Source organism: Pseudoalteromonas sp. ABV4_021, from assembly GCF_056159365.1.
Genome location: NZ_JBSWVB010000001.1, coordinates 268,084 through 285,603, shown reverse-complemented (window position 1 = coordinate 285,603; position 17,520 = coordinate 268,084). Strand labels below are relative to the sequence as shown.

Below are 17,520 nucleotides of genomic sequence, written 5' to 3'. Positions count from 1 at the left end.
GTGTAGCGTATATTTAGCGCTCAGCTGCTTACTTTTCTTTATTGTATTTGAACACGTGTAGGCTCCAGCCCCACTTTATTGCGCCCATACGTAAGCTTAATGTACCTAGCATTCCCACCAACATGGCAAGATTGGTTGGTACGCCTAAATTCAAACTTTGAGTATACAAAATACCACCGAAAATACAGGTAGTTGCGTACAACTCACTTTTTAAAACCATAGGTGTGGTACGCGCCAGTACGTCACGGATCATGCCGCCAAAACAGCCGGTAATTGTGCCCATTACAATTGCGGTTAAGTCTGGCATACCTAAACTTAAGGCTTTTTGCACCCCCATCACCACAAAAAATGCCAACCCTAATGCATCTGCTATTTCAAGCAATACCTGTGGAAATCCGCGTTGACGATTAAGCCATACAATAGTGATGGCGCTAGCGATAAAAATCGAAATCAAATACGTAGGATCTTTTAACCAAAAAACCGGCACATCTAAAATCACATCGCGCGTTGTACCACCGCCTATTGCAGTCGCAGATGCTAAAACCACTACGCCAAAGCCATCTAGTTTCTTTTTATAAGCGACAAGTGCACCAGAGATCGCAAACACGGCAACACCAAATAAATCAATCCAGTGGAATAACGAATCCATAATTAACCTGCTTGCTGCGCTAATGTTTCAAGCACATCGATAGCTTTGTTTGCATCTTGCTTGGCAACTAAAACATGGTCATGGTAAAAGCCTGCAATCACATTTGCGCTAATCCCATGCTTTGCTAACGCACTTGAAAATGCTGCCGTTAATCCTACCGCATCAAGGCTTGAGTGAATTCGCAGGGTTATTAACGAAAACTCTGAAACATATTCTAACTGCCATTCAACGGCTTGTTGTTTGGTGAGAATCAAGGTCGCCCCTTCTGGCTCGTTGATGCGCGCAAATACCTTATCCATATCAAACGCTTCAACATTTGATACAGACACAAATACATAGCTTTGCGGCTGTAACAGCGGTCGCATATTTTTTATCAGTAGTTGTAAATTCGTTTCGCCAAACATAATTATTTTCCTGTATAAAAAAAGGCTGTTAACACAGCCTTTTTCATTCTAATTTCATCTGGCAGTTATTGCCAAGCCCTTTGGCTTGTAAGTTGTTGTTCAAAGGCATCAATCTTATCGTTTAGTGTTTCTGTAACACCAATAAAATCTAATCCTGATAACAAGCGCTGTTTAATATCGGGACGAATATCAAACTTAATATCATCAAAGTCATTGCTTTTAATAACCTGATTTTGCAAATCAATTTCAACATTTACTTGAGAAATTTGCTCTGTTACGTGAAATAGATGATCGAGTGTTTCGCTCGGTAATGCGATAGCAAGCATCTGATTATTCGTACAGTTATTAAAAAAGATATCGGCAAAGCTCTCAGCTAAGATTACCGTAAAACCATACTGCTTTAATGCCCATGGCGCGTGCTCACGCGATGAACCACAACCAAAATTATCGCGTGTTAACAACACGCTAGCCCCTTGATATCGCGCTTCATTTAAAATGAACTCAGGGTTCGCATCGCCATTATCTAAATAACGCCAATCGTAAAAAAGCGCCTTATCAAAGCCATCACGACTTGTTGACGTTAAGAACTGCTTCGGAATAATTTGGTCTGTATCTACATTATTTTTATCAAGTGGTGCCATTAAGCCGGTGTGATAATTACTCATTAGATGCCTCCTCGAATATCAACAAATCGACCATGAATAGCCGCGGCTGCTGCCATTGCTGGACTTACTAAGTGAGTGCGACCACCTCGGCCTTGGCGACCTTCAAAATTACGGTTAGATGTCGACGCACAGCGTTTGCCCGCGCCTAAGCGATCATCATTCATAGCTAAGCACATTGAACATCCCGGCTCTCGCCATTCAAAGCCTGCTTGCATGAAAATATCAGCAAGGCCTTCGTCTTCCGCTTGTTTTTTAACTAAGCCTGAGCCTGGTACCACTAACGCTTCAACGCCCACCGCGACTTGCTTACCTTTAACGAGCGAGGCTGCCGCACGTAAATCCTCAATACGACTATTTGTGCAACTACCAATAAATACCGTGTCGACCGAAAGATCTGAAATCTTTTGGCCCGGCTTTAAGTCCATATAAGCCAACGCACGACGAATCGCATCAGCTTTAATCAAGTCACTTTGTTCATCTGGGTCAGGGATTAATTGGTCAATACCAATCACTTGCTCTGGACTTGTACCCCAAGTAACCTGTGGTTGAATATCCGCAGCATTCAATACAACGGTGTGATCAAACACTGCATCATCATCGCTCTTTAGGGTTTGCCAATACGCAACTGCTTGCTGCCAATCATCGCCTTTTGGTGCAAACGGACGCCCTTCTAAGTAGTCGTAAGTTGCTTTATCCGGTGCTATTAAGCCTGCTTTAGCACCCATTTCAATGCTCATATTACAAAGTGTCATGCGCGCTTCCATTGAAAGCGCACTAATTGCTTCACCGCAAAACTCTGCAACATAACCTGTACCACCCGCGGTACCTAATTTACCGATAACCGCTAAAATAATGTCTTTTGCGGTAACGCCAAGGTTAATTTGGCCATCAATTTGAATTTTTAAACTCTTGGCTTTTTTCTGCTGTAATGTTTGTGTTGCTAATACATGCTCTACTTCAGAAGTACCAATGCCATGCGCTAGCGCGCCAAACGCACCATGGGTCGAAGTATGGCTATCGCCACATACAATGGTTGTACCTGGCAAGGTAATACCTTGTTCAGGCCCCATTACATGGACAATACCTTGGTTAATTGAATTAAGATCGTAAAGCACAATGCCAAACTCTTCACAGTTTTGCTTTAGTGCAATTAATTGGTTTTTTGAAACTTCACTTGCAGCATCTAATGAGCGGCTTTTTGTCGATACGTTATGGTCCATTGTTGCAAACGTTTTTTCAGGACAACGTACTTTACGGTTTGCTTCACGCAGGCCTGCAAATGCCTGTGGTGATGTAACTTCGTGTACTAAGTGTCGATCAATGTAAAGTAAATCACTTTCTTCATTAATGGCAGTAACTTTGTGAGCCTGCCAAATTTTATCGTATAAGGTCTGAGCCACGTCATTCCCCTTGCTATTATCGGTGACGGAGGCCTGTTAAATTCAGGCCTAAAATTTAAAATTAAATACGCGCAATAATTTCTTTTGCAACGTCTAACGTGGTGTAACCCGCGGTAGGGAAAATATCTGGTGTTCCCACTCCGGCAGCTACAGCTTCTGCCACTGCCTTTTCAATCGTGCGTGCGGCTTCATCTTGCTTAAGTGAGTAACGCAGCATTAAGGCCGCACTTAGAATTTGTGCGATTGGGTTAGCAATGCCTTTTCCAGCAATATCCGGTGCAGAGCCACCAGCAGGTTCATACAAGCCAAAACCAGTTTGATTTAAGCTTGCCGATGGTAATAGCCCCATCGATCCTGTGATCATTGCGCATTCGTCAGATAAAATATCGCCAAATAAGTTATCGCATAGCAATACATCAAATTGGCTTGGTTCTTTTACAAGCTGCATCGTTGCGTTATCGATATAAATATAATCAAGTGCCACGTCTGGATAATCTTTACTTACTTCAGTTACCACTTCACGCCACAACACGCTCGATGCCAACACATTTGCTTTATCAACCGAAGTAACTTTATTTGCACGCAACTTAGCGGCTTCAAACGCAAAGCGCGCAATGCGTTCAATTTCTTTACGTGAATATCTTTGCGTATCGAATGCGTATTCATCAGCACCTTCTCCGCTACGGCCTTTATCGCCAAAATAAATACCACCGGTAAGTTCACGTACACATAAAATATCAAAGCCTTTTGAACTAATATCTGCACGCAGTGGCGATGCAGCACTCAATGCAGGTAATAATTGTGCTGGGCGCAAGTTGCAAAACAAGCCAAAATGTTTACGAAGTGGCAATAACGACGCACGCTCAGGCTGCTCTGATGGTGGTAAGCCTTCCCATTTCGGACCGCCAACTGAACCGAACAAAATAGCATCAGCTTGTTCGCACGCGGCTAGCGTAGTATCTGGCAGTGCCTTGCCAAATTGATCAATCGCTGCACCACCAATAGCGTGATGATTTAAGCTCAATGAAAAATTAAACTTTTCACTAACCGCATTTAATACGTCGATTGCGGCGCTCATCACCTCAGGTCCAATACCGTCGCCGGCTAATACTGCGATGTCGTAATTTGACTGGCTGCTCATACTGCTTTCCTTTGTAGTTTTAGATCAGACACTTGCTGCGCCCGATAAATTAAATTGTGAACTCGAACCAAAGCGCGTACCGACGCTTCTACTATATCTGCTGCCAAACCTGCGCCGTGATACTGACGTCCGTCAAACTTAGCAATAATATCAACCTGACCAAGCGACCCCTCGCCTTGCCCTGTTGCGTCTAAATTATATTCAATTATTTCAACATCCATATTAGTCATACGTTTAATAGCTTTGAATGATGCTTCAACCGGACCGTTACCCGTAGCAGCTTCAGTTACTTCTTTACCGCCTATGGTCATGCCAATACTGCTGCTAGCGATTGACTGAGAATTTGATGTTGAATGAACAAATGACAATTGATAGAAATCGCTTTCATCCGATTGATTATTAAAATAAATCATCGCTTCAAGGTCATAGTCATAAACCGTGCCTTTCTGATCGGCTAACGCTAAGAAGCTTTTGTATAACGCATCCATATCGTAATCTTCAGCTTGATACCCTAATTCGCTTAAACGATGCTGGATAACATGACGACCTGAACGCGAAGTCATATTTAACTGGTTGTTTGGTACACCGACTGTTTCTGGCGCCATAATTTCGTAAGTGTTTTGCGCCTTTAATACGCCGTCTTGGTGAATGCCCGAACTGTGGGCAAACGCATTTTCACCAACAATGGCTTTATTTGGTTGCACTGGCATATTGCAAATTTGACTGACTTGTCGTGATGCTCGATAAATTTCTTCGCTGACAATATCGGTATGTAATTTAAGGTGATCTTCACGCATTTTTAAGATCATCGACACTTCTTCAAGAGAGCAATTACCCGCGCGTTCACCTATACCATTAACCGTACACTCGATTTGACGCGCGCCCGCTTGCACTGCGGCAATTGAGTTAGCAACGGCTAAACCTAAGTCATTGTGACAGTGCACACTTAAACGTGCTTTATCGATATTTGGCACGTTATTCATTAAATGTGTGATCATTGCGGCATATTCATCTGGCGTTACATAACCAACGGTATCAGGCAAGTTAATAGTTGACGCTCCTGCATTAATCGCAGCTTCAACAATACGGCATAAATCGCTATGCGGTGTACGCCCTGCATCTTCACAAGAAAACTCTACGTCATCAGTGTAGTTTCGCGCTTGCTTAATCGAACGCACCGCCATTGCTGTTGCGTCATCAAGACTCATGCGTAATTTATGCTCAAGATGCAATGGACTGGTTGCGATAAAGGTATGAATACGACTTTTTTCAGCTGGTCTTAATGCTAAACCGCATGCTTCAATGTCTTTTTCAACGGCACGCGCTAAACCACAAATTGATGGTCCTTTAACTTCACGGGCGATGCGTTCTACGGCTCTAAAATCAGCTGGACTAGAAACCGGAAACCCAACTTCCATAACATCAACGTTTAGTCGACTTATTGCATGAGCCAGCTGAAGCTTATCGTCCTCTGTAAGGCTTGCTTTTAATGCTTGCTCACCATCGCGTAACGTCGTATCAAATATCCAAATTTTATCGCTCATACCTGCACCTTTGCCCTAATATAAAAAAACCCCGCATTTAGCGGGGTTTTTGCAAACTTTTCAGTCAAATACACTAAGCCCCGCTTCTGCAATTACGCAGTAAGAGGTTGTTTAGAAGTAGGCTAATCGTGTTTTTTGACATTTTTATTTAGTTTCCATCATTAACTAAGGCAATTTAACCATTAGCAAAAGAACAAAACAAGCATAAAAAATCCAAAAAATCGGTATCAAAGGCAATCAAAAAGGAATTTAAATACCAAAAAGCAATATTTATTGAAATATATTTTCACTTTTGACGGATTTAGAAAAATATTAGTCAATCGTGATAAGTGTTATGCATAAAAAATAAAATTAAAAATGAGCAAATTAAATACGATTATTTTTTAACATCTCAAAAACTTGGTTTACAGGGATCGGTGGCGCTAAATAATATCCTTGCATAAAACTACATGAGAAATTGTTTTGCACGAGCTTCTGCTGTTGGTAACTTTCAATGCGCGCAAATATGTAATTAATTGAATGGTAGTGATAGGCTTGCGATACCTTATCCATTTGCTGTTTATCTAAATGCTGAAGTTGCGCAACTGGTACTTTTACTTCATCAATCACTAATGGCAACTTTTCAATATTACTAAGCACATCATCATCGCCATCAATCGCTAAACTAAAACCCAATTCTTTAAGCCCAGTTAATAATTCAATGACCTTAGCATTTGAGCTATAGAACGCATCCAGCGGGAACTCAAAAACGATTTGTTCAGGATTAATACCCGCGATATCTAGGTGCTGGCTCATCACTTTGAGTAAGTCATACTGTTCAAGATCGATAAGCGATAGATTAATCGCAAGACGCACGCTGCTAAATGCGGGTAATACTTCGGCAATGCGCTTAAAGAATACGTCGCTAAAGGTCGCGATCATCTGATGATTTTCGATAGCGTTCATTACTTCGCGCGTGCTCAACTGAATACCGTTTTCTTGAAAACGCACAAGACATTCAAACCCTGATAGTTTTTCGTTTTGGCTGCGAAATTCCGGCTGAAAATCGAGATTAATACAATCTCGTCGTGAGAGAAGTGAAACCAGTATGTCTTTATCGATGATTTTTTCAGTCACCGAACGCTGACTAAACACTTGGTTAAAATCGCTTAATTTTACCGGTTTATTAATTTGTGCGACGAGTTCACAAGGTAAAAATAATGGCACCGCATCTTCATCATTCAGCAGTAAGACTAAACGACCTTTAAAACCTGTGCCAAGCAACCAGCTCGACATATCAACATCAGTAAACTCGCTAACCGTGATAACTAAAGTGTCGTCACTGGTACCCTGTACGACTTCACTTTGTAAACTAGCGAGATTACCAGTAGTGAAAATTCTGCCAGCCCATAGGTATTCTATACACTTTTGTGTAGCAGCCCGTTGTTCTTCACTACTATCAAATATGTATACGGTTTGTTCTTTTAATTCCATGATAAAAACCATTTAAATGTGTAATTTAAGTCAAGCATAAAAAAATTAATTTACCAGTTGCACGAAGTCAGCAAATTGCGCGAATTAATCTCAACCGCAACTTAAAACAATGCTTACTCGTACTCATATTTGAGCTTAAATTACTGAGTTAAAATTATGGTTTATGCAACCATCCCTGAGATAAAGCAAAATTTAAACACAAAAAAAGCGCCTAAACAGCGCTTTTTAACTAATTGCGTAAGTTATTTTTGAGCAAGGTAATTGATAAGGTTCGCCATATCTTCAGCACTTGAAATGCCTGACTTACGGCCAAAGTTAACTTTGTACTTACCATTAACGATAAAGGTTGGTACTGAGCCTAATGCACCTTTGCTCTTAAAGAATTCTTGTTCTTTGCTCATTTTCTTCGCTTTAGTGCGTACGCCGAAGCTCTTGTAATATTTATCGAATGTTGCAGCCTCAACACCTTTAGCTACAAATACATCTTTTACGTCTGCAACTTCATTAAAGCTTTTACGCTCACCGTGAATATGGTTAAAAATACCTGCAATCACTTGGTCTTTTTGCGGCAGCGCTTCGGCTGTTGCTAACGCTTGTGACAACATTTCTTGATTTTCTTTTGAACGACCGCCCATAAAGTTAACGTGCGCTTTTTTAAATGCCACGCCATCTTTTAGTAAAGGTTTAATGTCGTAAATCACGTTTTCCATGTTGTTACATGCTGGGCAGTAGAATGAGAAAAACTCAGTTACTTCCGGCTTTTTAGTTGCGCGATCTGAGATCACTTCATAGTGCACGCCTTCTTCAAACTGGTTGGCAATTGCCACAACAGGCAGTGCTAAAGCTAAAAGAGCAGCTTTAAAAAATGCTTTCATTATTACTCCGTTATTTTTCTAATAGATAGTCAACGAGCGCTTTTAGCTCATCGTATGATTTGATACTGGTTAATTCGATACGGTAAATATCGTTAACAATAAATGTTGGTACGCCAGTCAACGCGCGCAGTTCTGAAAAACGCTTTTGCTGTTCAACCATGTACTGTTCTTGCGCAGCAATTGCCATGCTGCCGGCTAGCTGGTCAAATTTTTCTTCTGTTACAATATCGTTTAATACAAATAAGCGACGCACATCACCGATTGTTGCGAAGCTGCCGCGATTACGATGAATAAATGAGAAGATAGCGTCGCTCGCTTCACTCGCTTTACCTGCTTGTTTTGCAACTAAGTAACCAACAGAAAGTAACGATTGAGTTTTTGGGTCAATGCCGTTTAAAAAGTTTACATGACTTTTAACAAAAGTATCTGCTGGTAGCTCTTTATTTAATCGCTGGGCGATCATTTCAAAATTGTAGCAATGCGGGCAGTAGTATGAGAAAAACTCGGTTACTTGTGGTTTTTCAGATTTTTCAGTTTCAATACGCGAAAAGTGCTTCCCCTCTTCAAACGTAAACTCCTTAGCAAATAGTGCTAACGGAAAAATTAATGCAACAATTAAAAATAACTTCTTAGTCATAGGGTTCTCTTATGGCAAAAGCTTTAGCGGTGCTTCGTGCAACGCAGCCAATTGCTCCTTTAAACTTAATATTTGTTGTTCCCAGTATTTGTCTGATGCAAACCACGAAAAGTTCCGTTGAAATGCTAAATCATTCCAACGTTTTGCAAGCCAGCCCATATAATTAATCATACGTAAGGCGCGCAAAGGTTCGATCAGCTTCAGTTCTTGTAAATCCAGTGATGAGAATTCGTCATATGCACACAATAATGTATCCATTTGCATGCGTTGTTCACTTTCATCACCGCTTAACATCATCCATAAGTCTTGAACTGCTGGCCCCTGACGAGCGTCATCTAAATCAACGAAAGTCAGTTCATTGCCTGTCCACAGAATATTGCCAATATGGCAATCACCATGCAAGCGGATCTCGTTAATTGGCGAATATTTCTCTTCAGTTAACGTTATAACCTGTTGCAAAACAGTCATAAATGGCGTTTCTAAACTTGGCGATATTAAATTACTATCTATTAGAGAACGTTTGGCGTCGTGCAAAAACTCTTGGCAACTAATTGTTGGCCTAACGGCAAACTGTTTAGTTTTAGCCACATTATGTAAACGACCGATAAAACGACCTAAAACTTCCAGGTGATCGTAATTATCTGCTTCAAACGTTCTACCACCTACGCTCGGAAACAACGCAAAACGGTAACCTTGGTATTCAAATAAACTAGTATTGTCGCGTTTTATTGGCGCGACAACAGGCACTTCACCGTCAACCAGTTCATAACTAAAATCATGCTCTTCTTGTATTTGCAATGAGCTCCAACGCTCTGGGCGATAAAACTTCACTACATAACGTTTGTTATCCTCCGCCACAAACTGATAAACGCGGTTTTCATAGCTGTTTAGCGCTAAAAGCCCTGATATAGGGTAAATACCAATGCTTTCAACTGCGTCTAAAATACGTTCAGGCGTTAAATCACTAAAATCAAAAGTCGACATTTAACGTCCTTTAAAGAACTTACTTGGCTGTGCAAGTTGCGTCTGCGTTTGATCTGCACGCTGCAAGACAAAATTAAATTCGGTAATTGGCGATTTCAAATCATACGGGTCAATTGCAATTGACAACGGCAGGCTATACGACTCACCGGAACGAATATTCACCTGTGTTTTGCCAATAATATTAAAATTATTTAGTCCCTCAACCGCGATGGTGTATTCGTGGTCTTGCTGTGATTTATTAAGAATTTTTAAAGTATATGTGTTTTCAACTAAACCTTCATTAGTTACGCGGTAAAGCTGATTTCGGTCGCGAATAATATCAAGGTCCATAGGAATACGAGTCATCACATCTGCAACAAAAATACCGCAAATAACAAGCATTACAACCAAGTAGCCAATAATTTTCGGACGAAACGCGTGGGTCTTTTTATCAGATGTTAAGTTACGCTCTGTGGTATATGAAATAAGCCCTTTGTCATAATTCATTTTATCCATCACTTCGTCACACGCATCGATACATGCACCACAGTTAATGCATTCGTACTGTAATCCATTACGGATATCAATGCCTGTCGGGCAGACATGCACACACATTTTACAATCAATACAATCGCCTAACCCAAGCTCTTTTGGATCTTGTTTTCTGCCGCGTGGTCCACGGTTTTCACCGCGCTTTTCGTCATAGCTAACAGTGAAGGTATCTTGGTCGAACATCGCTGATTGAAAACGCGAATAAGGACACATATGTAAACACATGATTTCGCGCATCCAGCCTGCATTGCCATAGGTACAAAAAGTAAAAAACAATACGCCACCAACAGCATAGGCCGTTGCTTCAAAAGTGAAAAAATCCACCATGAGTTCACGAATAGGTGTGAAATAACCAACAAAGGTTAACGAGGTAAAAAGTGAGAAACCAACCCAACTTAAATGTTTCGCTGATTTTCGCCAAAACTTATCAAAGTCCATTTTACGCTGATCGAGTTTTTTGCGCTGATTCGCGCTGCCTTCGATTTTTTCTTCAAACCAAATAAAAATAAAAGTCCACACTGTTTGCGGACACATGTAGCCACACCAAACCCGACCATAAAAAGTCGTTACTAAAAACAGAGCAAAAGCGCCAATCATAAAAATCCAGGCAAGAATGGTTAAATCTTGCGGCCATAATGTCATGCCGAAAATATTGAATTTTTGATTGAAGATATCGAAAAGAACCGCTTGATGACCGTTGAAACTCACCCATGGCAGTAACATAAAACTAAGCATGGCAATAAAACCAAGGTACTTACGTAACTTTTGATGTAAACCTGTTACAGCCCGAACATAGATGCGGTTTCGCGGGTTAAAGCGATCAAATTTTTCCGCGTCAGGCTTATGTACCTTTACTTCGGTTGGGATATTTTTTACTTTAATTTGCTTGTCCATGGCGCCCCTAGGTGTGCAAACTTGTAGATAAGTTGCTTAATTATAACAATTGTCTTTGCTAGTGCGATGCATTTTATTAAACTAAATACACAGCAAATTAGTGCTAAATCAAAAAAAAGAAAAGTTTATGAAAAATTACTTCTTATTTGTATTGGTCATTCTTATCTTAGCCAGTGTTGATCACCCAAGCATTGCTAAGCCGCGACAAGAACTTTATGACAAGATTATGGGCGTACTGAGTGATTCGAGCAAAGTAAAAACAGATCAAGAAGCTGCTCGTTCATTAAAGCGTGCCAAAGAAAAACTTCGCTTATCACAAACTGCGGAAGACTATTTAACTAAGCAGCTTGCCACTAACCAAAAAATGTCATCGTTTAAAACCCGTTACTGTGTACAAAAAGAGCTTAACTCTTACTTTTACGGGGATGATTTAAGACAAATTTGTAAGATTATTGCGGAAGAATCTAAACGTTAATTATGGATTTTTCACAGCTTAATAAAAAGTTTGCCAAAAACTTTAATGATCAAAAAGCCGTTTTAAAAAAGCTCTTAAAAGGCGGTACAGTTAATTGTGATACGTGTAACAAACCTCTTAGCGTAACACTTAACGACAAAGATGATGAGTTTATTATAAGTTGCGGATCTGGCTGTACTCAGATCACCCTTGAGATAGATTAGTTACCTCAAGCTAACAAAAGCAAACTTTAGTTGTGAGTATTTAGATGATCTCATTCGAGATCATCTAAATCATCTTCTTCAATTAGTCCTGCATCCAGCACACATGCTTCAATAAGCTCTGCATACCCCTCAGCAAATGGTTCAAGCAAGCTGATAACATCATCACACAATGAAGCGTCGTTATTTAGATCTGCAAAAAAGCATAAATAACCTAACGTCATTGCCAGTGCTTCGCTTAGTTCCCCATTGAGATTATTCGCCGATACAATTGGCTCTATATAATGCTTAATGCCTTGAGTAAAACCTAGCGCCCATAAATGAAGCTCGCCGTTTTTTGATAAATTAGCAGCGCTCGGTTGCATCATGCTGATGCGAGAAGATAGCGCATAGCCTTTTTCAAAAACATGATCGCTAACATCATTGTGAAAGGCCATAAGTGCAAACAGGTTATCGTCGGCTAGTTCCTCGCTTTTATTACCGAGCGCTTCATTTACCCAAATATCTTCAATGATCGGAGCTGGCGCCGCTATAAGCGCAAATAAATACCCTTCCAGCTGGGAGAGTGGCATCGCATAAGGTGCCATTTCACTGCTTGCTAACCAGCTCGCCAACGCGTGCTTATCTGTTTGTGTAAATTCAATCATGTTTTGTACTTAGAATTTAAACGGGTAGCGCCCGCTATTGTCAGGCTTGCCCAAAAACTTAACGGCGTCATGAACTTGCTTTGGTAAACTTGCATCTGGCTTAACAAAGCCACTAACACTCATTAAGCGCAAACCATATTGCGCTTCTAGCTGCAGCCCAAGTTGATTTTCTTCGCTAATATTTAAACTTAGCGACCCATTGTCACACCCAAGCTTACCCTTGATAGTGTCAAACTCAATCCAACCTTGTAGACCTTGCACCGATAAATTGTGCGTTTCAGCATTACCAGCTAAAACATGACATAACTTATCTTTTGCTACTAATGGCAATTCAGCGTTACTCACTTTTACTTTTAAATTACCTTTAGTTGGCAACGCCATTGGCAATTTAACATTATCCATAATATTTGATGTCGCAACGCGGATATTAGCACGGCTTAACTGTACCGTTTCCGCTGAAAATGGCAAAGAAACTGACGCTTTGCCATACGGCGTATCAAACCCGCGTAAGCTACCAAATTTAATATCAGCACTCACCTTGCCAGTTAACAGACTAGCTGGTTTTAACTGCCACTCTAGCTTATCGATAAGCTGTTGATTAATTTGAGCCTGAGCGATGCGACCTTGCCAAATCGTGCCAGACACACCTACAACTTTAATATTTTTTGGTAAGTGACTTTGTGCAAAGCCAAGCACAACCGAGGCTGGTGCAAGGTAAATAACAAATGCAATAAATGCGACAATAAATAACAAGATAAGAGATATCGTTTTTTTCATATTACTTCTCAACCACCAAACGACTTATGCTTACCATGCCAGGCTCGGCACCTCGATTAATATCAATCGCAGAGATCGTTAAACCACTTTCTTCCACAAGTGATTCAAGCCAAATAAGTAGTTTATTAAATTCAACTGATTCGATGGTAAGACGCAGTGTCTCATCTTTTGGCTGCATTTTGCTGATGCTGATTTGCGCACGACGGCTCGACACATTAATAATCTGACTTAAGCTGCCACTCACTGCGCGTTTGCCTTGTCCGCTGCCATTAATTTTTGCTGCGCTTTGTTTTACAAATTGCGCTAATTCTTGCTGTTGCTGCAAGGTTTTTTCCGCTTTTTCAATTTTATTGTTTAGTGGACGAATAATTAACATCACAATAATAAACAAGGTAAAAATTACCGCAGCGCATTTCAGCAGTAGCTGTTCATTTGGTTTAAGATTCTGCCAATATGTTTCTAACTGGTTCATGAACCCGCCTTAATTTTTATTTCGCCTACCACCAAATTACCTGAGTTGCTAAGTGATCCTTGCTCGACTTGCAACGCTGAACGTTCCAGACGTTGTTTTACTACATTAAAACTTTGGAAATCTTTTGCACTGGCGCGTAAGCGTAGCTCACCGCGTTTACTGTCAAAACGCAATGTTTCAGGTGTAAAACCTTCAACATCTTTAAATACAGGCGTTAGGTGGTGCAGTAAAAACAAAAAGCCCGCTTCGCCACCAGACGATACTTGTGACAATTTAGACTGAATTTGACGGCGAATTAGATTTGGTCGCACTTTTGAACCAGGAAACGCTTGTTGATACGCTTCAATTGTCTCAGCTTTTGCAACAGCAACTTTCTGCTCCAATTGGTACGCGGTTACCGCTTTCAAAACAAGGCCAAACATTAAAGCTACACCTGCGGCAATAGCAGGCACTTGCCATACAGGCCACACACCTTTACTTTGTTTTTTAACCTGAAATGCACCTTGCAACATATTAAATGGTTGCGTCGCAAGCTGTTTGGTAAAAATCGCTAGCGGTAAGTCATAGTGTTCTAATTTTTTTACCGCGTTGTCATATCCAAACCCTAAATCGCTTAGATGCGCGAGCGATTGTGCATCTAGGGTTGCAGTAAATTCGTTTATCCAACTTGTTTCCACCTCGGCAATGCGCCAAGCATCAAGCCTAAACAACCAGTTGTTTTCAAGCGCTGTTACGGTTACATCGGCGTCATCAAATTGCGGTAGTAACAGCGCATCAGGCAGCGCACGCGTTGGCGATAGCTCTGCTGTTTTTAAAATATCCAACCAGTTTTCAAACCACGCTCGCTGACAAACAGCCACTTGTAATGCGTGCTTTTCGCCCAACATGCAAGGTTCACCGATACTGATCTGTACATCGTCCAACTCACACGCAAGTTCTTCTTCTAGCATAAATGGCAATGCTGACTCTAACTTACGGTTGTATTTAGTCGGCAAAACCACCGTTTTAAGCTGTACTTTACTAGCAGGAAATAGCGCGATAACTTCCCGTGATTGCGCTTTTTCAGCTAATTCTTCAAGTACCAAGCTATTATCAATTCGGCCACTTGCTATGGTTTCATTCGCATTGCTTATAAGCCAATGAATTGGATCATTAACCGATTGCCCTAAGCGAATAATTAAGGTTTCTTTCACTGTACGCCTCCAAATCTACGCGCCAGTACACTAACTTTTTGATTATCTGTTATATGTATTATGGATTTCATCGCAAAATTCGTTTCAAAGAAGCTTGCCTTTATTTGCGCTTCAAAATAATTACTGTTTATCACAAAGCGTTTATCTTTATCGTCTAACGATTTAGCGCCATTTTGTTTGGCATCATTAATGAATTTATTAAGGTCATCCCAGCCCTCATTCGGACGCTGACTTATTATTGTTTCTGCTTGGCTCTCTGAAATATCCAGCATTGCAGCCAATAACAAACTCTGTTCAGGTTGCAGTGTATTCACATTCACTTTAAATTCGTCATATTGGGGAATAACGCAAACATAGGGCTTTAATTTTTCCATGACGATCGGATTAAAGCCACGAATTAACCGCAGTTCCGATACGCTAGCAAATAAGTTATTGGCTGTCATATAGGGAATACTGTAAGACATATACTCCCCTTCCTCGACACCCTGCCTTTTTGGCATGCTATCTTCATCCAGCCAATCAAATACGCTATCTGCAAGTGCTTCTTTCGATTCTTCCATCGGTAAATCAGGAATAATATCGAGTAACGCTTCTAATGTTTTATGTGCTTCATTAAAATTTCGAGTACTGGCATTATTGGGATCAACAAACCGCAGTGCATTAAGGTTTAAACACGCCTGTAAATCAATAATTTTACCTTCAACCGTACCATCTTCAACAGGGTAAGGCGGTGTTTCAACAGCCCACTTTTGCGATAAATCGATACGGTCTTTATCTTGTTTTTTTACATCAATCAGCAATCGTTTTGCCAGAGCTTCACCCGCCATGGCATACCAACGTGCTTGCTGCTGTAATACGAGATTACTTGAACGCTGTACTTCCACCATCAAGCGCGCATTCATTTTAACTGCCAAAGATGCTGCTAGTGCCACGACAAACAGCACGATAATTAACGCTGCGCCCTTTTGCTTTTGCATCATCAGGTCGCCTCACTCTCTGGCAGCAGTAAAATGCGACTTACGATCATTTCATCGGCTAACGCAATTTCTACTTTGATGGCTTTAGGCAAACTAGGATTAGTCCAATTTTCTTCCCATTTGTCATTTTCGCCACGAAAGCTAATGGTGAAGTCTTTAATGTCTTCCAGTAAAACTTGGCTTTTAGGTTCAGTGCCATCAAGCGAATCGACATAAATGCGATATTTACGCACTAAGTTATCTTCTTCGACAACATAACTGAATAACTGTAATTCACTGCGCGGCAATAAGTTAACTGGGTTACTCCAACCATCTCGCACGCCGGCAACACCATGATATTGACTATCAAACAAAAAACGGTCGGCAATTAAAAACTGCTCTAAACTATCACCCGATTCATTGCGCGTGTTACGTAGCGCTAATTGGGTAAAATCTTGCTGCATCATACGGAAAACCGTATTCATAGCGCCTATTTCAGCTACTTTTTGTTTTGAATTTTGATTGGCATTAATCGCGGTCGATAAAATTTGATGACTTGCCAGCGTTACCATTGCTAATACCGCGAGTGCCACCAGCACCTCAATTAAAGTAAACCCTAGATAATCATTACGCTGAGTGACCACTTACTTACCCTCATTTTTGGCAATGTAAGTAATTAGCTCATACACATCGTGTTTACGTGCTTCATCTGAATAAACTAACACTCTTGCTTCAAGCAAGTCGGGGCTTTCGGTTTTGGTAATTTTGTGACGCCAGTAAAACTTAATTCCCGCCTGCTCTTCATCACCAGTTTTATTATCCGCTGGCGGCCAATTGGTAGTAAGCGTTAATTCAGCTAATTGATTCTCAGCAACCCAGCTTGCAAGCTGTTGCTCTTCGATATTAGATAGGTGATTAATGTGATCACCAACCGCTTTCATTGCGGCAATGCCTGCAAGTGCACAAATGGCCATTGCAATCATCACTTCTAATAACGTAAAACCGCGTACTCTAGGCATCGTCATCCAATTCCTGAGACAATTCAACCGGCGCCATTAACTCACCCTTAATGTAATAAGGACGCGCCTTTTCGTTATCAGTTAGTGTTAGTACAAGTTGAAAAGGACTCACTTCACCGGAAGACAGCAATAAAACCTGTGGAATTTTCATTTTCTCAAGTTCCAATAAGCTTTCTTCATCTTCACTGTTAAGAAGCTGGCGCCAATCGACTTGCTGCAACAAGTTTTCCTCACCCCACGGCAAATCTTCAAGTGCCATTTCAACATTAATAAATTCACTGAACTGATGTGGTTTAAATACTTCAGGTTCTGTAATTGCAACCCACTTTTCGCTATCAAACGCCAGCAGCTCAAAGGTATTAGTATTTTTATCAATATGAAAGCCCAGCTCAAGCTGGTTCATAACGGCAAATTCAGAGGCAAGATTAATCATGGTGTGAAGCTTAAGTGCTTCGGTTTCAAGTTGTTCTTCTTGCTGATCATTAAGCGTAAGAACAACAAGGTTCATGGCAAAGCCGATAATTACCAATACCGCTAAAATTTCGAGTAAGCTAAATCCGCTTTGCCACTTTTTCATAATTTAA

The 17,520-nt window shown here is 40.8% G+C and carries 20 protein-coding genes; 1 reads left to right on the top strand and 19 read right to left on the bottom strand.

What is annotated here, in order from left to right:
• Window positions 1-28 precede the first annotated feature (28 nt).
• From ACXAFE_RS01380 to ccoG, 11 genes are all read right to left on the bottom strand, one after another.
• Window positions 29-649: a trimeric intracellular cation channel family protein gene (locus tag ACXAFE_RS01380; protein ID WP_054978970.1), complete on the bottom strand. Its 621-nt coding sequence runs from the start codon at window positions 647-649 to the stop codon at window positions 29-31.
• 2 nt (window positions 650-651) lie between these two features.
• Window positions 652-1,053, bottom strand: a complete 402-nt coding sequence (locus ACXAFE_RS01375) for an ACT domain-containing protein (RefSeq protein WP_336434337.1) — start codon at window positions 1,051-1,053, stop codon at window positions 652-654.
• Window positions 1,054-1,118: 65 nt separating this feature from the next.
• Complete coding sequence (gene leuD / locus ACXAFE_RS01370; protein ID WP_475147486.1) at window positions 1,119-1,718, bottom strand: 3-isopropylmalate dehydratase small subunit; 600 nt, start codon at window positions 1,716-1,718, stop codon at window positions 1,119-1,121.
• Complete coding sequence (gene leuC / locus ACXAFE_RS01365; protein ID WP_475147484.1) at window positions 1,718-3,118, bottom strand: 3-isopropylmalate dehydratase large subunit; 1,401 nt, start codon at window positions 3,116-3,118, stop codon at window positions 1,718-1,720. The genes leuD and leuC overlap by 1 nt, the downstream gene beginning before the upstream one ends.
• 61 nt (window positions 3,119-3,179) lie before the next feature.
• Window positions 3,180-4,259: a 3-isopropylmalate dehydrogenase gene (gene leuB, locus ACXAFE_RS01360; protein WP_475147479.1), complete on the bottom strand. Its 1,080-nt coding sequence runs from the start codon at window positions 4,257-4,259 to the stop codon at window positions 3,180-3,182.
• On the bottom strand, window positions 4,256-5,803 hold the full coding sequence (gene leuA / locus ACXAFE_RS01355; RefSeq protein WP_105171116.1) for a 2-isopropylmalate synthase: 1,548 nt from the start codon (window positions 5,801-5,803) through the stop codon (window positions 4,256-4,258). Before leuA ends, leuB begins: the two co-directional genes overlap by 4 nt.
• A 366-nt stretch (window positions 5,804-6,169) precedes the next feature.
• Complete coding sequence (locus ACXAFE_RS01350) at window positions 6,170-7,276, bottom strand: EAL domain-containing protein (RefSeq protein WP_475147473.1); 1,107 nt, start codon at window positions 7,274-7,276, stop codon at window positions 6,170-6,172.
• 242 nt (window positions 7,277-7,518) lie between these two features.
• Window positions 7,519-8,151 carry a thiol:disulfide interchange protein DsbA/DsbL gene (locus ACXAFE_RS01345; RefSeq protein WP_054978977.1) on the bottom strand — a complete coding sequence of 211 codons (633 nt, stop codon included), beginning with the start codon at window positions 8,149-8,151 and terminating at the stop codon, window positions 7,519-7,521.
• Window positions 8,152-8,161: 10 nt separating this feature from the next.
• A complete protein-coding gene (locus ACXAFE_RS01340) occupies window positions 8,162-8,788 on the bottom strand; it encodes a thiol:disulfide interchange protein DsbA/DsbL (protein ID WP_475147471.1) in 627 nt (208 codons plus the stop codon).
• 9 nt (window positions 8,789-8,797) lie between these two features.
• A complete protein-coding gene (locus ACXAFE_RS01335) occupies window positions 8,798-9,772 on the bottom strand; it encodes a serine/threonine protein kinase (RefSeq protein ID WP_475147466.1) in 975 nt (324 codons plus the stop codon).
• Entirely contained in the window at window positions 9,773-11,197 is a 1,425-nt protein-coding gene (gene ccoG, locus ACXAFE_RS01330; RefSeq protein WP_475147460.1) for a cytochrome c oxidase accessory protein CcoG, read from the bottom strand.
• A 127-nt stretch (window positions 11,198-11,324) separates the two neighbouring features.
• Between ccoG and ACXAFE_RS01325 the strand changes: the two genes are divergently transcribed.
• Entirely contained in the window at window positions 11,325-11,672 is a 348-nt protein-coding gene (locus ACXAFE_RS01325; RefSeq protein ID WP_475147457.1) for a hypothetical protein, read from the top strand.
• 253 nt (window positions 11,673-11,925) lie between these two features.
• Here the strand turns inward: ACXAFE_RS01325 and ACXAFE_RS01320 are convergent, their stop codons facing one another.
• The 8 genes from ACXAFE_RS01320 to ACXAFE_RS01285 are packed head-to-tail and all read right to left on the bottom strand — an operon-like array spanning window position 11,926 to window position 17,513.
• Complete coding sequence (locus ACXAFE_RS01320; RefSeq protein WP_475147449.1) at window positions 11,926-12,519, bottom strand: UPF0149 family protein; 594 nt, start codon at window positions 12,517-12,519, stop codon at window positions 11,926-11,928.
• Window positions 12,520-12,528: 9 nt separating this feature from the next.
• Entirely contained in the window at window positions 12,529-13,296 is a 768-nt protein-coding gene (locus ACXAFE_RS01315) for a type II secretion system protein N (RefSeq protein WP_475147442.1), read from the bottom strand.
• Between the two features lies 1 nt (window position 13,297).
• Complete coding sequence (gspM, locus tag ACXAFE_RS01310; RefSeq protein ID WP_100912482.1) at window positions 13,298-13,768, bottom strand: type II secretion system protein GspM; 471 nt, start codon at window positions 13,766-13,768, stop codon at window positions 13,298-13,300.
• Window positions 13,765-14,961 carry a type II secretion system protein GspL gene (gspL, locus tag ACXAFE_RS01305; protein WP_475147434.1) on the bottom strand — a complete coding sequence of 399 codons (1,197 nt, stop codon included), beginning with the start codon at window positions 14,959-14,961 and terminating at the stop codon, window positions 13,765-13,767. Before gspL ends, gspM begins: the two co-directional genes overlap by 4 nt.
• The gene (gene gspK, locus ACXAFE_RS01300; RefSeq protein ID WP_475147430.1) at window positions 14,958-15,941 is read right to left on the bottom strand and encodes a type II secretion system minor pseudopilin GspK; all 984 of its coding nucleotides are present in this window, start codon (window positions 15,939-15,941) and stop codon (window positions 14,958-14,960) included. The genes gspL and gspK overlap by 4 nt, the downstream gene beginning before the upstream one ends.
• On the bottom strand, window positions 15,941-16,561 hold the full coding sequence (gene gspJ, locus ACXAFE_RS01295; protein ID WP_475147424.1) for a type II secretion system minor pseudopilin GspJ: 621 nt from the start codon (window positions 16,559-16,561) through the stop codon (window positions 15,941-15,943). Before gspJ ends, gspK begins: the two co-directional genes overlap by 1 nt.
• Window positions 16,562-16,936, bottom strand: a complete 375-nt coding sequence (gene gspI, locus ACXAFE_RS01290) for a type II secretion system minor pseudopilin GspI (protein WP_054978989.1) — start codon at window positions 16,934-16,936, stop codon at window positions 16,562-16,564.
• The gene (locus ACXAFE_RS01285; RefSeq protein WP_475147416.1) at window positions 16,929-17,513 is read right to left on the bottom strand and encodes a prepilin-type N-terminal cleavage/methylation domain-containing protein; all 585 of its coding nucleotides are present in this window, start codon (window positions 17,511-17,513) and stop codon (window positions 16,929-16,931) included. The genes gspI and ACXAFE_RS01285 overlap by 8 nt, the downstream gene beginning before the upstream one ends.
• Window positions 17,514-17,520 lie beyond the last annotated feature (7 nt).

What these genes read in the sequence shown, in the direction of transcription:
- ACXAFE_RS01380 (WP_054978970.1), bottom strand. Translation starts at nt 649, where the DNA reads ATGGATTCGTTATTCCACTGGATTGATTTATTTGGTGTTGCCGTGTTT.
- ACXAFE_RS01375 (WP_336434337.1), bottom strand. Translation starts at nt 1,053, where the DNA reads ATGTTTGGCGAAACGAATTTACAACTACTGATAAAAAATATGCGACCG.
- leuD (WP_475147486.1), bottom strand. Translation starts at nt 1,718, where the DNA reads ATGAGTAATTATCACACCGGCTTAATGGCACCACTTGATAAAAATAAT.
- leuB (WP_475147479.1), bottom strand. Translation starts at nt 4,259, where the DNA reads ATGAGCAGCCAGTCAAATTACGACATCGCAGTATTAGCCGGCGACGGT.
- leuA (WP_105171116.1), bottom strand. Translation starts at nt 5,803, where the DNA reads ATGAGCGATAAAATTTGGATATTTGATACGACGTTACGCGATGGTGAG.
- ACXAFE_RS01350 (WP_475147473.1), bottom strand. Translation starts at nt 7,276, where the DNA reads ATGGAATTAAAAGAACAAACCGTATACATATTTGATAGTAGTGAAGAA.
- ACXAFE_RS01345 (WP_054978977.1), bottom strand. Translation starts at nt 8,151, where the DNA reads ATGAAAGCATTTTTTAAAGCTGCTCTTTTAGCTTTAGCACTGCCTGTT.
- ACXAFE_RS01340 (WP_475147471.1), bottom strand. Translation starts at nt 8,788, where the DNA reads ATGACTAAGAAGTTATTTTTAATTGTTGCATTAATTTTTCCGTTAGCA.
- ACXAFE_RS01335 (WP_475147466.1), bottom strand. Translation starts at nt 9,772, where the DNA reads ATGTCGACTTTTGATTTTAGTGATTTAACGCCTGAACGTATTTTAGAC.
- ccoG (WP_475147460.1), bottom strand. Translation starts at nt 11,197, where the DNA reads ATGGACAAGCAAATTAAAGTAAAAAATATCCCAACCGAAGTAAAGGTA.
- ACXAFE_RS01325 (WP_475147457.1), top strand. Translation starts at nt 11,325, where the DNA reads ATGAAAAATTACTTCTTATTTGTATTGGTCATTCTTATCTTAGCCAGT.
- ACXAFE_RS01320 (WP_475147449.1), bottom strand. Translation starts at nt 12,519, where the DNA reads ATGATTGAATTTACACAAACAGATAAGCACGCGTTGGCGAGCTGGTTA.
- ACXAFE_RS01315 (WP_475147442.1), bottom strand. Translation starts at nt 13,296, where the DNA reads ATGAAAAAAACGATATCTCTTATCTTGTTATTTATTGTCGCATTTATT.
- gspM (WP_100912482.1), bottom strand. Translation starts at nt 13,768, where the DNA reads ATGAACCAGTTAGAAACATATTGGCAGAATCTTAAACCAAATGAACAG.
- gspK (WP_475147430.1), bottom strand. Translation starts at nt 15,941, where the DNA reads ATGATGCAAAAGCAAAAGGGCGCAGCGTTAATTATCGTGCTGTTTGTC.
- gspI (WP_054978989.1), bottom strand. Translation starts at nt 16,936, where the DNA reads ATGCCTAGAGTACGCGGTTTTACGTTATTAGAAGTGATGATTGCAATG.
- ACXAFE_RS01285 (WP_475147416.1), bottom strand. Translation starts at nt 17,513, where the DNA reads ATGAAAAAGTGGCAAAGCGGATTTAGCTTACTCGAAATTTTAGCGGTA.